Annotated in this window: 11 protein-coding genes; 2 read left to right on the top strand and 9 right to left on the bottom strand. The window is 61.4% G+C overall.

Annotated features, from left to right (window positions below):
- Positions 1-22 precede the first annotated feature (22 nt).
- On the bottom strand, positions 23-391 hold the full coding sequence (clpS, locus tag N4G42_RS10735) for an ATP-dependent Clp protease adapter ClpS (RefSeq protein ID WP_015013909.1): 369 nt from the start codon (positions 389-391) through the stop codon (positions 23-25).
- A 97-nt stretch (positions 392-488) separates the two neighbouring features.
- A complete protein-coding gene (gene dnaE, locus N4G42_RS10730) occupies positions 489-4,022 on the bottom strand; it encodes a DNA polymerase III subunit alpha (protein WP_260667130.1) in 3,534 nt (1,177 codons plus the stop codon).
- Between the two features lie 208 nt (positions 4,023-4,230).
- Between dnaE and N4G42_RS10725 the strand changes: the two genes are divergently transcribed.
- The gene (locus N4G42_RS10725; protein WP_056744462.1) at positions 4,231-5,028 is read left to right on the top strand and encodes an outer membrane protein assembly factor BamD; all 798 of its coding nucleotides are present in this window, start codon (positions 4,231-4,233) and stop codon (positions 5,026-5,028) included.
- On the opposite strand, the gene N4G42_RS10720 is transcribed toward N4G42_RS10725, so the two are convergent.
- Positions 4,991-7,063 (bottom strand): ATP-dependent DNA helicase, encoded by a 2,073-nt coding sequence (locus tag N4G42_RS10720; RefSeq protein ID WP_260667129.1) that lies wholly within the window; start codon positions 7,061-7,063, stop codon positions 4,991-4,993. The two genes, N4G42_RS10725 and N4G42_RS10720, sit on opposite strands and share 38 nt — an antisense overlap.
- Positions 7,063-7,266, bottom strand: coding sequence for a YdcH family protein (locus N4G42_RS10715; protein WP_108499247.1), 204 nt, complete (start codon positions 7,264-7,266; stop codon positions 7,063-7,065). The genes N4G42_RS10720 and N4G42_RS10715 overlap by 1 nt, the downstream gene beginning before the upstream one ends.
- A gap of 107 nt (positions 7,267-7,373) precedes the next feature.
- Between N4G42_RS10715 and N4G42_RS10710 the strand changes: the two genes are divergently transcribed.
- The gene (locus N4G42_RS10710; RefSeq protein WP_056063373.1) at positions 7,374-8,180 is read left to right on the top strand and encodes a PP2C family protein-serine/threonine phosphatase; all 807 of its coding nucleotides are present in this window, start codon (positions 7,374-7,376) and stop codon (positions 8,178-8,180) included.
- Between the two features lie 133 nt (positions 8,181-8,313).
- On the opposite strand, the gene N4G42_RS10705 is transcribed toward N4G42_RS10710, so the two are convergent.
- From N4G42_RS10705 to N4G42_RS10685, 5 genes are all read right to left on the bottom strand, one after another.
- Entirely contained in the window at positions 8,314-9,009 is a 696-nt protein-coding gene (locus tag N4G42_RS10705) for a hypothetical protein (protein WP_260667128.1), read from the bottom strand.
- Complete coding sequence (gene zapE / locus N4G42_RS10700; protein ID WP_260667127.1) at positions 9,006-10,103, bottom strand: cell division protein ZapE; 1,098 nt, start codon at positions 10,101-10,103, stop codon at positions 9,006-9,008. The genes N4G42_RS10705 and zapE overlap by 4 nt, the downstream gene beginning before the upstream one ends.
- 81 nt (positions 10,104-10,184) lie before the next feature.
- Complete coding sequence (gene lpdA / locus N4G42_RS10695; protein WP_146870766.1) at positions 10,185-11,612, bottom strand: dihydrolipoyl dehydrogenase; 1,428 nt, start codon at positions 11,610-11,612, stop codon at positions 10,185-10,187.
- A 90-nt stretch (positions 11,613-11,702) separates the two neighbouring features.
- Positions 11,703-12,968, bottom strand: a complete 1,266-nt coding sequence (gene odhB, locus N4G42_RS10690) for a 2-oxoglutarate dehydrogenase complex dihydrolipoyllysine-residue succinyltransferase (RefSeq protein ID WP_056063386.1) — start codon at positions 12,966-12,968, stop codon at positions 11,703-11,705.
- A gap of 51 nt (positions 12,969-13,019) precedes the next feature.
- On the bottom strand, positions 13,020-15,899 hold the full coding sequence (locus N4G42_RS10685) for a 2-oxoglutarate dehydrogenase E1 component (protein WP_056063390.1): 2,880 nt from the start codon (positions 15,897-15,899) through the stop codon (positions 13,020-13,022).
- Positions 15,900-16,064 lie beyond the last annotated feature (165 nt).

The following is a 16,064-nucleotide window of genomic DNA, read 5'->3' as shown; positions in this document are numbered from 1 at the left end:
TTAGATCGGGACAAAAGACCTGTTATTCAACAGGCTCACTGACACATTGCAGTGGGTGGCCCGCCTTGAGGGCGGCGTCAAGCACTTGCTCTACCTTGGTGGCTGCCACATCGCGCGAATAAACGCCGCAGACGCCTTTGCCATCGAGGTGGATCTTCAACATGATCTGGGTGGCAGTTTCGCGGTCTTTACTGAAAAACTCCTGCAGAACCACGATGACGAACTCCATGGGCGTGTAGTCGTCGTTCAGCATGACCACCTGGTACATCTGCGGCGGCTGGGTCTTTTGGGTGCGCCTCTCGAGCACGACCGAACCGCCATCATCCCGCGCAGGCCGGGTCACGGGCGGCGCGGTGGGGGGTGAAGGTGGTTTTGTTGCCATGAAAATCATTCTAGCGACCCGAACAGGGTGCCGCTGCAGGAGAAGCTGGTTGTTGACCAGGTATTTTTCAACCCACGGCTTACAGAAACTTCTGCGGGGAACTCAATCACTCGTACACCACATTGGCGGCACCGGCACCCACTTGGGCAGTCCATGCCGCCAACGCCGCATCGCTGGGGTAGAAACGCGCGTTTTCGCCCAGTTGCAACTCTGCCACTGCAGCAGCATCGTCCGACTGGCAGCGCACGCCCATGCGCACGCGCAACCCGTGCACCAACTCCCCTTCAGCGACCTCTTCGCGCAACGGCGGAAACTCGCGCACCAAGCGCGGCACATCTGGCGCCTTATCACCCACGGTCACATGCAGGTATTTGCCAAACCGGCAGCGCGCGCCCGCCAGGTCCCACACCTGCTGCACCTTGACGCGCAGACCGCCACTGAAGTGGTCCAGCTGCAGCCGGCCCATCATCACTACAAACTCATCTTCCTTGAGCTGATTGCGGTAGGTATTGAGCAACGCCTCATCGGCAGAAGCCTCAATCACAGCAGACTTGTCGTCCAGCTTGAAGAGTCCCAGCCTCCCGCGTTGCCCGTTGATGACCCGAAAGTCGCTGATGATGCCGGCAAGTATCTGGGGCTCGCGGCTGTCAAGCAGCTCATCGATCTGGGTGCGCACAAAGCGGCGCACCTCGGTGGCCACTTCGTCAAAAAGATGGCCAGACAGGTAGAACCCAACGGCGGTTTTTTCCAGCGTAAGCCGTTCCTTGATACCCCAGGGCGTTGCGTCCACCAGATCGGGCTCCTGGGTGCTGGAGCCATGGGCATCGTCACCCATCATGTCAAACAACCCGCCCTGGTTGACGTTGGCCAGCGTTGCGGCAGCAAAGTCAAAGGCCCGATCAATAGAGGCCACCAGGGCCGCCCGGTTGAGATGGATCGAGTCAAAGGCACCCGCCTTGATCAGGGCCTCGACCGTGCGCTTGTTCATGCGGGCCTTGTCCACTCGCACGCAGAAGTCAAACAGACTTTTGAAGGGCCCTTTGGTCGAACCCTGGGGGCCTTCACCGCGCCCTTCACGGGCCGCGACGATAGCTTCGATCGCCTGCTGTCCAGTGCCTTTCACCGCCCCCAGACCGTAACGGATGATCTTGTCGGTGACTGGTTCAAACCGATAAAAGCCCCGATTCACGTCCGGCGGCTCGAACGACAGCCCCATCTTGTGTGCATCCTCGAACAGCACCTTGAGCTTGTCGGTGTCGTCCATTTCCACGGTCATGTTGGCGCAGAAGAACTCGGCCGTGTAGTGCACCTTGAGCCAGCCAGTGTGGTACGCCAGCAGGGAGTAAGCAGCCGCGTGTGACTTGTTGAAGCCATAGCCTGCGAACTTCTCCATCAGGTCGAACACCTCGTCGGCCTTCTCCTGGCTGATGCCTTTCTCCGCTGCGCCCTTGCGGAAGATGGCTCGGTGTTCGGCCATTTCCTCAGCCTTCTTTTTCCCCATGGCACGCCGAAGCATGTCGGCGCCGCCCAAGCTATATCCGCCCAGCACCTGGGCGGTCTGCATCACCTGCTCCTGGTACACCATGATGCCGTAGGTCTCGGCCAGCACCGGCTCTACCAGCGGGTGGGGGTAGATGACCTCTTCCTTGCCATGTTTGCGGTTCACAAAGCTGGGAATCAGGTCCATAGGCCCCGGCCGGTACAACGCATTCAAGGCAATGAGGTCTTCCAGCCGACTGGGCCGCGCCTCTTTCAACATGCCCTGCATGCCGCGGCTTTCAAACTGGAACACTGCTTCGGTCTTACCCTCGGAGAACAGCCGATAAGTGGGCCCGTCGTCGAGGGGAATATTTTCGAACGCGAAATTCTCCTGGCCCTTGTGCCGCTTCATGATGAACTCGCGCGCAATTTCCAGAATGGTGAGCGTGGCAAGCCCCAAGAAGTCGAACTTCACCAAGCCGATGGCTTCCACGTCGTCCTTGTCATACTGGCTCACGGCGGAATCGCTGCCCGGCTGCTGGTACAGCGGACAAAAATCGGTGAGCTTGCCGGGCGCGATCAGAACGCCACCGGCATGCATGCCGATGTTCCGCGTCATGCCCTCAAGCTTTTGTGCCATCTCGATGACGGTCTTGACGTCTTCTTCCTTGCGCACGCGCTCGTAGAGCATGGGCTCCAGTTCCAGCGCATAGTTGTTCTTGTCGCCTTCCTTTTTCACCTCAGGCGGATAGGCCAGGGTGTAGGACATGCCCGGCTTGCCGGGCACCAGCTTGGAGATGCCATCACAAAATGTGTAGCTCATGTCCATGACCCGGCCCACGTCGCGGATTGCCGCCTTGGCTGCCATCGTGCCGAAGGTAGCGATCTGGCTCACGGCGTTCTTGCCGTACTTGTCCTTGACGTAGTCAATCACCCGGTCGCGGTTGGATTGGCAGAAGTCGATGTCGAAGTCAGGCATCGACACGCGCTCCGGGTTCAGGAATCGCTCGAATAGCAGGTTGTATTGCAGCGGGTCCAGGTCAGTGATCTTTAGCGCATAAGCGACCAGAGAACCGGCGCCGGAGCCACGGCCGGGCCCCACTGGGCAGCCGTTCTGCTTCGCCCACTGGATGAAATCACCCACGATCAGGAAGTAGCCCGGGAACCCCATTTTGAGGATGGTGCCCAGCTCGAACTCCAGGCGCTCGACATAGCGCGGGCGCTCCGTGTCCCTCTCAGCTTCGTTAGGAAAAAGATGTTTCAGGCGGTCCTCCAGCCCTTCTAACGACGCGTAGCGGAAATACTCGTCGATGGGCATGCCGTTGGGCGTCGGAAAATCCGGAAGCTGCGGCTTGCCCAGCACCAGGGTCAGGTTGCAGCGTTGTGCAATCTCGACCGTATTGGCGATGGCCGATGGCAGGTCGGCAAACAAGGCCTCCATCTCCGCCGAGGACTTGAAATACTGGTCGCGGGTGAACTTGCGGACACGACGCGGGTTTGCCAGGATTTCCCCCTCGGCGATACAGATGCGCGCCTCGTGGGCCTCGTAATCATCGGGCTCGGCAAACTGAACGGGGTGGGTCGCCACCACCGGCAGGTTCAACCGTGCAGCAAGCTGAGCGGCTGCCACCACATGGGCTTCATCGTCGTTTCGGCCGGCCCGTTGCAGCTCGATGTAAAACCGGTGCGGAAAAATGCCCGCCAAGCGCAACGCAACGTCGGCGGCACCTGACTCATCCCCCTTCATCAGCGCTTGCCCTACCGGACCCGCCTGCGCGCCAGACAGGGCAATCAATCCCTCTGACAGCTCTTCCAGCCACGTCCAAGTGCTCAGCGCCAGGTTCTTGACGATATTGCGCGTCCAGGCCCGGGCCAGCAGCTCCGACAGATTCAGATACCCCTGGCGACTCTGCACCAGGAGGATAAGGCGCGATGGGACACCTCCCGCCTCGCCTTCAAGAAAGATTTCTGCACCCAAGATGGGCTTGACACCTTTACCTCGCGCTTCCTTGTAGAACTTGATCGCCCCGAAGAGGTTATTGAGATCGGTGATGGCCAGAGCGGGCTGGCCGTCCTTGGCGGCCGCTTTGGCCACCTCGTCGATGCGATTGGTACCGTCAACGACGGAGAACTCGGTGTGCAGGCGCAAATGAACAAACATGCAGGCATTGTAGAAACCCCTGCGACTCTCCAACAGGACTTGCGTCGGCAGCGCCTTGGCGCTGCTGGCGCCACCAGTACAATGCTTTTCGTGCCCGAAATGGCGCCGAAGGCTTCCGTGACGAGTACGCCAAGCGCACTCCCCCATGACTGAACCCTCGGGCCTTTCTTTGTGCACCTTTTTCCTTCTTTGCTGAAAGCTGCTTGCGATGCTGCGTGCCCCACTGCCCCTTGTTTCCGCCCTGCTGCTGGCTGGTTTGCTGGTTGGCTGCTCCAGCACCACAGTTGATAAAACGGCAGGCTGGAGTCCCAATCGCATCCACTCGGAAGCCCAGGACGAAATGAACAGCGGGGCGTATGACAAGGCCGTTCCTCTGCTGGAAAAACTGGAAGGCCGTGCGGCAGGCACGCCACTGGCACAGCAGGCCCAGATCGACAAAGCCTATGCCCACTACAAGGCGGGCGAAAAGGCGCAAGCCGTCGCAACGCTGGACCGCTTCATGAAGCTGCACCCTGCCAGCCCTGCATTGGACTATGCGCTGTACCTGAAGGGCCTGGTCAACTTCAACGACAACTTGGGTCTGTTCTCATTTATCTCGCGCCAGGATCTATCAGAGCGTGACCAAAAGGCGGCCAAAGACTCCTTTGAAGCATTCAGCGAACTGGTCACACGCTTTCCTGAGTCCCGTTATGCGCAGGACTCGCGCCAGCGCATGACCTACATCGTCAACTCGCTAGCCCAATATGAAGTGCATGTGGCGCGGTACTACTTCCAGCGTGGCGCCTATGTGGCTGCCATCAGTCGCGCGCAGGTCGCATTGGCAGACTACCAGGGCGTGCCCGCGCTGGAAGAGGCGTTGTACATCCTGATCCAGTCGTACGACGCGCTCGGAATGACCCAGCTGCGGGACGATGCACGCCGCGTGATGGACAAGTCCTACCCTCAAAGCGCCTATCTGAATGGCGGCGTCAAAGGCAAGTCGGATCCGTGGTGGAAGGTTTGGTAAGCGCCATCAGCGCAGACTGAAACTCTTCGGGCGATTCCAGCCCGCGCATGGGGGGCAAAGCTGCCAGCAAGCGCTTGCCATAGCCCATAGTGATGAGGCGCGTGTCGCCCACCACCAAAATACCCCGATCCGCTTCATGCCGGATCAAACGCCCGGCACCTTGCTTGAGTGCCACCGCCGCCTCTGGCAGAGCGTAGGCAGTGAACGCTTTGCCACCAGCCATTTCGATGTGTTGGGTGCGAGCCTCCACCAATGGATCTCCCGGGGGCGGAAAAGGCAGCTTGTCGATAACCACCAGTTGCAGAGCATCGCCTGGCACATCAAACCCCTCCCAGAAGGAAGCCGAAGCCACCAGCACGCAACCCGGCCGCCCGTGCGATGCCCCCTCGCGAAAACGCTCCATCAGGCGCCGCTTGGGCCACTCGCCCTGCACCAGCACATCCAACGTGCCTGAAGCCTGCCAACGTGCTTTGAGTGCGTCGCCAATGGTGCGCAAGGCCTTGAGCGTGGTGGTCAGCACCAGCGTGCGCCCGCCCAGCGGCTCGGCGGCCAGTGCAACCCAGTCAGCCACGCTACGGCTGTGGGACGGATCTGCAGGCGACGGCAACTGGCGCGGCACATACAAAGCCGCCTGTCGCGCATAGTCGAAGGGGCTGGCCACCCGAAGGATGCGAGCATCCGTGAGCCCAGCTCGTTCGGTGAACCAGGTCAACGCCTCGTCCGCACCGAGGGTCGCAGAGGTGAAAATCCACGCCCTGCCGGCGTTTGCGCCAGGCTCCTCGGGCCAAGCTTCGCCGTCCGAGGTTTCAGCGGGCGACGCCAGAATCCGGGTGCGCATGGCGTCTGCAATGTCCAACGGGGACTCGATCAGGCGCAACTGGTTGCCCACATCGAGCCAACGCACCGCATCGGCCTGGCACGGGCCTGAAAACCTGGCCAGCCGGGCCAATAGTGCACTGCCCCGTTCGTACAGGCGCTCCAGATCGGGGGACATTTCGCTCACGGTGTCCAGGGCCTCCAGCGCCTGTGCACACGCCAAGGCCAGTGCGCGCAGCGCGGACTGCCATACGGCGCCCGAGACACCTTCGGGAGCCTCCTCCGTCCAGCGCAATCTGCCCCCTCCCGAAATGCCATTCAGTCCCTGGAAAGCAGCGGTGCCCACGACCAGACGGAGGTCCCGCGCAGACAACTCCAGAAGCTGCGCCAGGCCTGTCCAGTCAGCCAGACCGCGCGCATGCTGCAGCCCGGCTATCAAGAGGTCACGGGCAAAGTCCAACCATTGCCCCGTGGAAATCTGCGTACCCAAAAACTGCACGCCAGTCTCATTGATCTGGTGGGCCTCATCAAAAACGACCACACGCACCGTCGGCAGCAACTCGGCCATGCCTGACTCGCGTACCGCCACATCCGCAAAGAACAGATGGTGATTGATGACCACGATGTCAGCCGCCAACGCCTCGCGCCGCGCCCGATGAACATGGCATTCCCTAAAGCGCGGGCAGGAAGACCCCAGGCAGTTCTCACGCGTCGAGGTGACCAGGGGGATCACGGGCGATCGCTCGTCCAACCCTGTCAGCTCGGCCAGATCGCCGGATACGGTCTGGCGCGACCAATCCTCCACCTTGGCCAGCACACGGGCGACGCCTCGGTCCAAGGCCTGAGCATCCTGCCGTGCCTGCTCCATGCGGTGCAGGCACAAGTAACTGGCGCGCCCCTTGAGCAGGGCCATGCGAACGGGCAGCCCCAGGATGTGCGCCAAGCGGGGCAGATCGCGGGCGAACAACTGGTCTTGCAAGGCCTTGGTGGCCGTAGACAACAGCACCCGCTCGCCACTCAGCAAGGCCGGCACCAGGTAGGCAAAGGTCTTGCCCACTCCAGTGCCTGCCTCCACCACCAGCGCCCCTCCCTCTGTAATGGTCTGGGCCACCGCAATGGCCATCTGGGTCTGACCGTCACGCGGTTGAAAATGCCCATCCGCCCTCGCTAGCACACCATCGGGGGCAAACACCTCGGGCACCATGGCCTCCAGTGACATCACGCGGGCTCTTGCGGTTGAAGTTGCCGCTCCAGCCGCTCCATCGCGTCACGCAACACGAGTCGGCGCTTTTTGAGACGGCGCAGGGTGAGTTCGTCGGGTGCCGCTTCGGGCTTACACCGGTCGATGAGTGCGTCGAGATCGGCATGTTCCATGCGCAGCTCGATCAACTGACGGTGGGGAGAGTGCAGGCTGGGTTTCAAGGCAGGAGGCCATGGGCATGGCAAAAATGCCACAGGCGGGCGGATAATACGCGCTTGGCCCGCTTTCCACGACAGGCGTTCGCGTAGGCGCCCCCACAATCTGCAGCATGACCAAAGCGTTTCGCCTCATCGCCTCCACCGGCATCCACAAGGGTGACCGCGAATACCAGCAAGACCAGGTGGCCCTGATCTCCCACGAGCGGCACAACGGCTGCGTTCTGGGTGTGGTTGCCGACGGGATGGGCGGCCGCAGCGGGGGGCGCAAAGCATCAGACCAGGTCATGATGACAGCACGGCAACTGTTCGAGCGGTACTCGCCAGACACCGATGACCCGGTGGCAATGCTCAAGAACATGGTTGAAGAGGCCCACATCGTTATCCGGTTGACGGCCATATCGGCAGAGCAGGAACCTCACAGCACCATCGCTGCGTTTCTCATCAATCCCCGGGGCGACTGCCATTGGGTGCATGCGGGCGACTCGCGCATCTACCACTTTCAAGGCTCACGGCTGGCATTCCGCACCAGCGACCACTCTTATGTGCAAGCCCTGGTGGACCGGGGTGAGCTGACGGAAGCCGAGGCCAACAACCATCCTCATTCCAACATTCTGGTGGGTTGCCTGGGCACAGAGAGTGACCCGCCCATCACTACCCACGTCATTCCGCAACTTCAGCCGGGCGATGTCTTGCTGGCCTGCAGCGATGGGGTTTGGCACTACTTTTCTCCCACCGAACTGGCATCGGTGGTCGATTCGCTGTCGCCCCGCGAAGCGACGGAGTTCCTGATTGAAAAAGCCCGCTCCCGGGCACGCGGAGGCGGCGACAACCTGTCGCTGGTGGTCGTCAAGATCGAAGCCCTGGCCGAAGAGAAAAAGATTGCTCGCCTGACGCCGCTGGATACGGGTCGGCCCTGAGGGCATTGTCCGCACCACCCATCGGAGCGTCGACGGGTGAGCGCAAACCCATCGAGCAACCAGCAGGTAGTCGCCGCTACCCTATCTTCAGCCACTCGGCCACTGATTGCTTGGCTCGGCCGCCCTTCCAAACTCAGCGAGGCGCAGAAGCAGCAGGCGCTGGCAAGGGCGCTGCAGGCTTGCGGCCCTGAGCCAGGGCATCGGCTTGGGATTTTTCGACCCGCGCGCGGCGCTCCTCCGCCGCTTGGAGCGCCTCGGCATGTTTGGCACGCGATTGGGCAGCGCGCTCAGCAGTCCCCGCAGCGCGGGCCGCCTGTTCACTGGCCTGAACCTGGGCACGGCTATTTTGTTGCTGCGCGCGTTGGTGTGCGTCCTGGTCCCGCTGTGCCTTGGCAACATCCGGATCGGCGGATGGCTTGCGAACCTGCGCGTCAGCGCGTTTGCTCGCTGGCGGTACGGCCATTTGCTTATCTTCAATGGCCCGCAGGCGCTCCGCCGCTTTCTCCCTGCGCTCGGCATCGTTGAGTTCAATTTCCTGCGCACGCAATCGGTCGTGGGACTCCCGAGCCTTGGCGCGTACACCGCGCAAGCAATCCTCCACAGCAAAGCGTTGGTAGCACACCGCCTCATCCTGCTGCCGCCGGGCCGTCAGTGCCTCGCGCTCCATTTTGATTCGGTCACGCTCCACTTTGCGATGTGCAGCGGTCGACGCGGATGCGGCATCTACTTCTACCCCCGTCGCGGCCCAGGCCGGGGCGACCAGCACAGGCAGTGTTGAGCAAGCCAGCGCCAGCACTACCGCCAAAAAGCGACCACCGGTCTTGTTCATGTCAACCCCGTATCCACCATGCGGCGCTCCAGCGCCAGAAACTCCTTGGACTGCATCTCGTTGAGCCGGGACACTGTGCGCGGAAACTCGTGAGCCAAAGGCCCTTCGGTATACAACTGCTCGGGCGGCACAGCCGCCGACAGGATGAGTTTGACCCGGCGGTCGTACAGCACATCCACCAGCCAGGTAAAGCGCCGCGCAGGCGACGCCATGCTCACAGGCATGTAAGGAACATCGGACAGCAACACCGTGTGGAACTGCGTTGCAATTTCCAGGTAGTCGTTTTGCGATCGAGGACCACCACACAGTGTCTTGAAGTCAAACCACACCACCCCGCCAGCCTTGCGACGGGCGCGAATTTCGCGCGCCTCGATATGCAGCACGGGATCTTCATCGTGCACTTCAGCGAGTTGATCGAACGCCTGGTTCATCTCGGCATCCGCCTCTGCGCCCAGTGGCGTGTGATACAGCTTTACGTGCTCCAGCGTACGCCGGCGGTAATCGGTTCCATTGTCCACATTGACCACCTCCAGCCGCTCGTTGAGCAGTGCAATGGCAGGCAAGATGCGGTCCCGATGCAAGCCACCGGGGTAAAGGTCGTCAGGCTTGAAATTGGAAGTGGTCACGAAGCCGACGCCGTTGTTGAACAACGCCACCAGCAATCGGTGCAGGATCATCGCGTCCGTGATGTCCGCCACATGGAACTCATCAAAACAGATGAGCTTGTAGCGTTTGGCAATGCGCTCGCCCAACACATCCAGCGGATTGACCGTGCCCTGAAGGGCCGCCAGTTCGCGATGCACCTCACGCATGAATTCGTGAAAGTGCAAGCGCACCTTTCGCTTCAGGGGAACAGCGTCAAAAAAGCACTCCATCAAAAAGCTCTTGCCGCGCCCCACCCCGCCATACATGTAGACACCGCGGGGAATCTCCGGGCGGTTGATCAGCTTCTTGATCGCGTTGGAGCGCCGAGCCTTGTACTGGGCCCACTCGTCAGCACAGCGCTGCAGGGCTTCCACTGCTCGCAGCTGGGCGGGGTCGCTTTGATAGCCTTTGGCGGCCAGCTCGGCCAGGTAAGCCTGTTTGACGGTCACTTTGCGGTTGCTCTGATACTACAAAATTGATAGCTGCAAGCGCATGTTAATCATGCGCTTGCAGCCGATTGAGACCCAATATCAGAAGTTCAGCGTGCGCTTGTCCACCGCCAGCGCTGCTTCCTTGGTGGCCTCGCTCAAGCTGGGGTGGGCATGGCAAATGCGTGCGATGTCTTCGCTGCTGGCCTTGAACTCCATGGCCACAACGGCCTCGGAGATCAGCTCGCTGGCCTGTGGGCCCACGATGTGCACACCCAGGATCTCGTCGGTCTCGGCATCCGCCAGCATCTTGACCATGCCGGTGGTGTCGCCCAGCGCACGTGCGCGGCCATTGGCCAGGAACGGGAAGCTGCCCGCCTTGTACTTGACCCCATCGGCCTTGAGCTGCTGCTCAGTGCGGCCCACCCAGGCGATCTCGGGGCTGGTGTAGATGACCCAGGGGATGGTGTTGAAGTTGACATGACCATGCTGGCCGGCAATGCGCTCGGCCACGGCAACGCCCTCTTCCTCGGCCTTGTGGGCAAGCATGGGGCCGCGCACCACGTCGCCCACCGCCCAGACGCCGGGCAGATTGGTCTTGCAGTCAGCATCCACCACGATGGCGCCGCGCTCGTCGAGCTGCAGGCCCACCGCTTCGGTGTTCAGGCCGATGGTGTTGGGCACGCGGCCGATGGAGACGATGAGCTTGTCCACGTCCAACGACTGTGCTTCGCCCTTGGCATTGGTGTAGGCAATGCTCACACCCTTTTTGCCGGTCTTGATTTCGCCGACCTTCACGCCCAGCTCGATCTTCAGGCCCTGCTTGTCGAAGGCCTTCTTGGCTTCCTTGGCGATCTGCTCATCCACCGCGCCCAGGAAAGTGGGCAGACCTTCGAGGATGGTGACTTCAGCGCCCAGGCGGCGCCAGACCGAGCCCATTTCCAGGCCGATCACGCCCGAGCCGATGAGGCCGAGCTTCTTAGGCACGGCGCCAACGCGCAGCGCACCGTCGTTGGACAGCACCAGTTCTTCGTCGAACGGCGTGCCGGGCAGCGCACGGGCGTTGGAGCCGGTGGCGATGATGATCTGCTTACCGGTCAGCGTCTCTTCAGCGGCACCTGCCACCTTGATCTCGTAACCGCCCTCGGCAGCCTTCACGAACGAGCCACGGCCGTGGAAGAAGCTGACCTTGTTCTTCTTGAACAGGTACAGGATGCCGTCGTTGTTCTGCTTCACGACGGTGTCCTTGCGGGCAATCATCTTGGCCACGTCCATCTTGACGCCGGTGGCGGTGATGCCATGCTCGGCAAAGTGCTTGTTGGCATGCTCGAAATGCTCGGACGACTGAAGCAGGGCCTTGGAGGGAATGCAGCCCACGTTGGTGCAAGTGCCGCCAGGTGCGGGGCCGCCCTTCTCGTTCTTCCACTCGTCGATACAGGCGACATTGAAGCCCAGCTGGGCGGCGCGGATGGCGGCGATGTAGCCGCCGGGGCCACCACCGATGACGATCACATCAAATTGTTTGCTCATGGGAAATCTCGTTCAGTCAGTTGGAGAAAGACCCACCGGCGGGCAGGACCAGAGGCCGGGCCACGCGGGTGGGTCGATACAGTCAGGGGATCAGATGTCGAACAGCAGGCGCGATGGGTCTTCCAGCGCGTCCTTCATCGCCACCAAGCCCAGCACGGCTTCGCGGCCGTCGATGATGCGGTGGTCATAGGACATGGCCAGGTAGTTCATCGGGCGGATCACGATCTGGCCGTTTTCGACCACGGCGCGGTCCTTGGTGGCGTGCACACCCAGAATGGCCGACTGGGGCGGGTTGATGATGGGGGTGGACAGCATGGAACCGAACGTGCCGCCATTGGAGATGGAGAACGTGCCACCGGTCATTTCTTCAATGCCCAGCTTGCCTTCCGCAGCCTTCTTGCCGAACTCGGCAATCTTCTTCTCGATGTCGGCGAAGCTCATCTGGTCTGCATTGCGCAGGATGGGCACCACAAGACCACGGGGCGAGCCCACGGCGATACCGATGTCGAAGTAGCCGTGGTAGACGATGTCGTTGCCGTCCACCGATGCATTCAGCACAGGGTACTTCTTGAGGGCATGCACAGCAGCCTTGACGAAGAAGGACATGAAGCCCAGCTTGGTGCCGTGCTCTTTGGTGAAGCTGTCCTGGAACTTCTTGCGCAGGTCCATCACCGGAGCCATGTTCACTTCGTTGAACGTGGTCAGGATGGCGTTGGTCGATTGCGACTGCAGCAGACGCTCGGCCACGCGAGCACGCAGGCGGCTCATGGGCACGCGCTGCTCGGGGCGGCCGCTCAGGTCTTCCTTGCCAGCGGGCGCTGCCACCTGGGGCAGTGTCTTGGAGGGCACACCGGTGGGGATCACGCTGGGGGCTGCCACGGCAGCCTTGGCGCCACCGGCCACAGCGGCCAGCACATCACCCTTGGTCACACGGCCATCCTTGCCCGAACCGGCCACGGCCGACACAGACAGGTTGTTGTCGGCGAGCAGCTTGGCGGCGGCAGGCATGGCCACATCGCCCTTGGAGCCACCGGCAGCAGCGGGTGCGGCAACAGGCGCTGCGGCGGCAACAGGAGCTGCTGCTGCCGGAGCAGGAGCCGCGGCACCAGCCTTGCCTTCGGTGTCGATCTTGGCGATGAGCTGGTCGGCCACCACCGTGGCGCCGTCGCCCTGGATGATTTCAGCCAACACGCCAGCGGACGGTGCGGGCACTTCGAGCACGACCTTGTCGGTTTCGATCTCGATCAGGATCTCGTCCACCGCCACGGCCTCACCGGCCTTTTTCTTCCAGGTCAGCATGGTGGCTTCAGCCACGGATTCGGACAGCTGGGGGACTTTGACTTCTACGATAGCCATATCAATTCTTTCGGAATGGGGTTTTGTTCTGTTGTCGGGTCGCAGCTGGCCTTACTTGGTCAGGACAAAACCCTTGAGCTTGGCAAACGCGCCGTCCACCAGCGCCTTTTGTTGTTCCTGGTGCAGGTGCGAGTAACCCACGGCTGGAGATGCCGAAGCAGCGCGGCCGGAGTAGCCCAGCTTCTGGCCTTCGAGCATGTTCTCGTGGATGTAGTGCTGCACGAAGAACCAGGCACCCTGGTTTTGCGGCTCGTCCTGGCACCACACCACGTCGGTGGCGTTGGGGTACTTCTTCAGTTCAGCGGCAAACGCCTTGTGCGGGAAGGGGTACAACTGCTCCACGCGCAGGATCACCACATCGTCGGCTTCCTTCTCTGCGCGCTTCTTCACGAGGTCGTAGTAAACCTTGCCAGAGCATGCGATCACGCGCTTGACCTTGGCCGCCTTCTTGACGATGGCTTCATCCTGCTCGGGAATCACCGTCTGGAAGCTGCCCTTGGTGAACTCGGACAGCGGCGAGGTCGCATCCTTGTTACGCAGCAGCGACTTGGGCGTCATGATGATCAGCGGCTTGCGCAGATCACGCACCATCTGGCGACGCAGCACGTGGAAGATCTGGCTGGCCGTAGTGGGTTGCACGATCTGCATGTTGGCGTCGGCAGCCAATTGCATGAAGCGCTCCAGGCGGGCAGAGCTGTGCTCCGGGCCCTGGCCTTCGTAGCCGTGGGGCAGCATCAGGGTGATGCCGTTTACCCGGCCCCACTTCACTTCGCCGGAGGCGATGAACTGGTCGATCACCACTTGGGCGCCATTGGCGAAGTCGCCGAACTGCGCTTCCCAGATCACCAGTGTGTTGGGGTCGTTCGACGCATAGCCGTACTCGAAGCCCAGGACGGCCTCTTCGGACAGGATGGAGTCGATCACAACAAACGGGGCCTGGTTGTCGGCCACGTTCTGCAGCGGCACGTAGGTACCAATGTCCCACTTCTCGCGCTTTTGGTCATGGATCACGGCGTGGCGGTGCGTGAACGTGCCGCGGCCGCAGTCTTCACCGGACAGGCGCACGGGATAGCCGCTGGCCACCAGCGAGGCAAATGCCATGTGCTCACCCATGCCCCAGTCCACAGGGATGTCACCACGGCCCATGGCCGCGCGGTCGTCATACACCTTCTTCACCAGCTGATGCGGCGTCACGCTCTCGGGGATGGTGGTGATCTTCTCAGCCAGGCGCTTCCACTCTGCCAGAGGAATCGCCGTGTCTCCAGCATCGGTCCACTTTTTGCCCAGGAACGGGCTCCAGTCCACCGCGTACTTGCTCTTGAAGTTGGTCAGCACGGGATCGACCGTGTGCTTGCCCGCATCCATAGCAGCGCGGTAGGCCTTGACCATGTCGTCGCCCAGTGACTCGCCCAGACCCTGCGCCGCCAGCTTATCGGCGTACAGCTTGCGTGTGCCGGGGTGTGCGCCGATCTTCTTGTACATCAGCGGCTGCGTCAGAGCCGGGGTGTCCTGCTCATTGTGACCCAGCTTGCGGAAGCAGATGATGTCCACCACCACGTCTTTCTTGAACTCCATGCGGAACTCAAGCGCGAGCTGAGTGGCCAAGACCACGGCTTCCGGATCATCACCGTTCACGTGCAGTACGGGCGACTCGATCATCTTGACGATGTCGGTGCAGTACAGCGTGGAGCGGGTGTCACGTGGATCAGACGTGGTGAAGCCGATCTGGTTGTTGATGATGATGTGCACCGTACCACCCGTGTAGTAGCCACGGGTCTGGGCCAGCGCCAGAGTTTCCTGATTGACACCTTGGCCTGCAAAGGCTGCGTCACCGTGCACCAGCACTGGCAAAACCTGCTTGCCGTGTGGATCGGCACGGCGGTCCATGCGAGCACGCACAGAGCCTTCGACCACGGGGTTCACGATTTCCAGGTGCGAGGGGTTGAATGCCAGCGACAGGTGAACCGGACCGCCGGGGGTCGTCACATCCGAGCTGAAGCCCTGGTGGTACTTCACGTCACCCGCAGGCAGGTCTTCGGGAGCGGTGTGATCGAACTCAGCGAACAGGTCCTTGGGCATCTTGCCCAGCGAGTTGACCAGCACGTTCAGGCGGCCGCGGTGGGCCATGCCGATCACGATTTCTTGTACGCCCTTGGCGCCTGCAGATTGGATGAGTTCATCCATCGCAGCAATAAAGCTTTCGCCGCCTTCCAACGAAAAGCGCTTCTGCCCCACGTACTTGGTGTGCAGGAAGCGCTCCAGCCCTTCAGCAGCCGTCAGGCGGTCAAGGATTTGTTTTTTCTTGTCAGCACCAAAGCTGGGCTTGCTGCGGATCTTTTCCAGCTTCTCCTGCCACCAGCGCTTCTGGTTCTGGTCGGTGGCGTACATGTATTCAGCGCCGATGGAGCCACAGTAGGTCTCACGCAGCGCGTTGATGAGTTCACGCAACGTCATCGACTCTTTGCCGAAGAACGTGTTGCTGGTGTTGAACACCGTTTCCTGATCAGCGTCGCTGAAACCGTAGAACGAAGGCTCCAGTTCAGGAATTGCGGGACGCTCTGTGCGCTTGAGCGGATCCAGATCGGCCCAGCGCTGACCCACATTGCGGTAAGCGGCGATCAGCTGCTGAACGGCGGTACGCTTGCGGCCCAGTTCAGAGTCGGCGCCCGTCGCAACCACAACCTTGGTGCCGCCTTGCTTGGCACGCTCGGCAAAGGCATTGATGACAGGCAGATGGGGAACGTCTTTGGCGTTGCTGCCATCCACGGCGGGGACATGCTGCAGCGCGTCAAAGTACTCGCGCCACGTATCTGGCACGCTACCGGGATTGGCGAGATAGTTCTCGTACATCTCTTCGACATAGGGCGCATTGCCGCCGAAGAGGTAAGTGTTGCCTTGGTAGGCTTGATAGACGGATGTCGTATCGCTCATATTCCGCTGACCTCCGCTTTCCTTGGGAAAGCATTAGCTGGTTGAGAAACCTTCCGCGACACGGCTGAACCGGTTGGCGGATGCGACTGTGGCTGGGGAAGGGCCTTGGTACGGGCGCCATTGTGCCACCGAACCGAAGTCCACCCCCAAAAAGTGGATCCAAAC

Origin of the sequence: Acidovorax sp. K2F, assembly GCF_025246485.1 — a bacterium.
GTDB lineage: Bacteria > Pseudomonadota > Gammaproteobacteria > Burkholderiales > Burkholderiaceae_C > Acidovorax > Acidovorax delafieldii.
Note: the sequence above shows the minus strand (reverse complement) of the source record. Positions and strands in the feature narration are given on the sequence as shown.

Bases quoted from the DNA above. Each gene is read 5' to 3' on its own strand.
- clpS (WP_015013909.1), bottom strand. From the start codon at position 391: ATGATTTTCATGGCAACAAAACCACCTTCACCCCCCACCGCGCCGCCC.
- dnaE (WP_260667130.1), bottom strand. From the start codon at position 4,022: ATGTTTGTTCATTTGCGCCTGCACACCGAGTTCTCCGTCGTTGACGGT.
- N4G42_RS10725 (WP_056744462.1), top strand. From the start codon at position 4,231: ATGCTGCGTGCCCCACTGCCCCTTGTTTCCGCCCTGCTGCTGGCTGGT.
- N4G42_RS10720 (WP_260667129.1), bottom strand. From the start codon at position 7,063: ATGTCACTGGAGGCCATGGTGCCCGAGGTGTTTGCCCCCGATGGTGTG.
- N4G42_RS10710 (WP_056063373.1), top strand. From the start codon at position 7,374: ATGACCAAAGCGTTTCGCCTCATCGCCTCCACCGGCATCCACAAGGGT.
- N4G42_RS10705 (WP_260667128.1), bottom strand. From the start codon at position 9,009: ATGAACAAGACCGGTGGTCGCTTTTTGGCGGTAGTGCTGGCGCTGGCT.
- lpdA (WP_146870766.1), bottom strand. From the start codon at position 11,612: ATGAGCAAACAATTTGATGTGATCGTCATCGGTGGTGGCCCCGGCGGC.
- odhB (WP_056063386.1), bottom strand. From the start codon at position 12,968: ATGGCTATCGTAGAAGTCAAAGTCCCCCAGCTGTCCGAATCCGTGGCT.
- N4G42_RS10685 (WP_056063390.1), bottom strand. From the start codon at position 15,899: ATGAGCGATACGACATCCGTCTATCAAGCCTACCAAGGCAACACTTAC.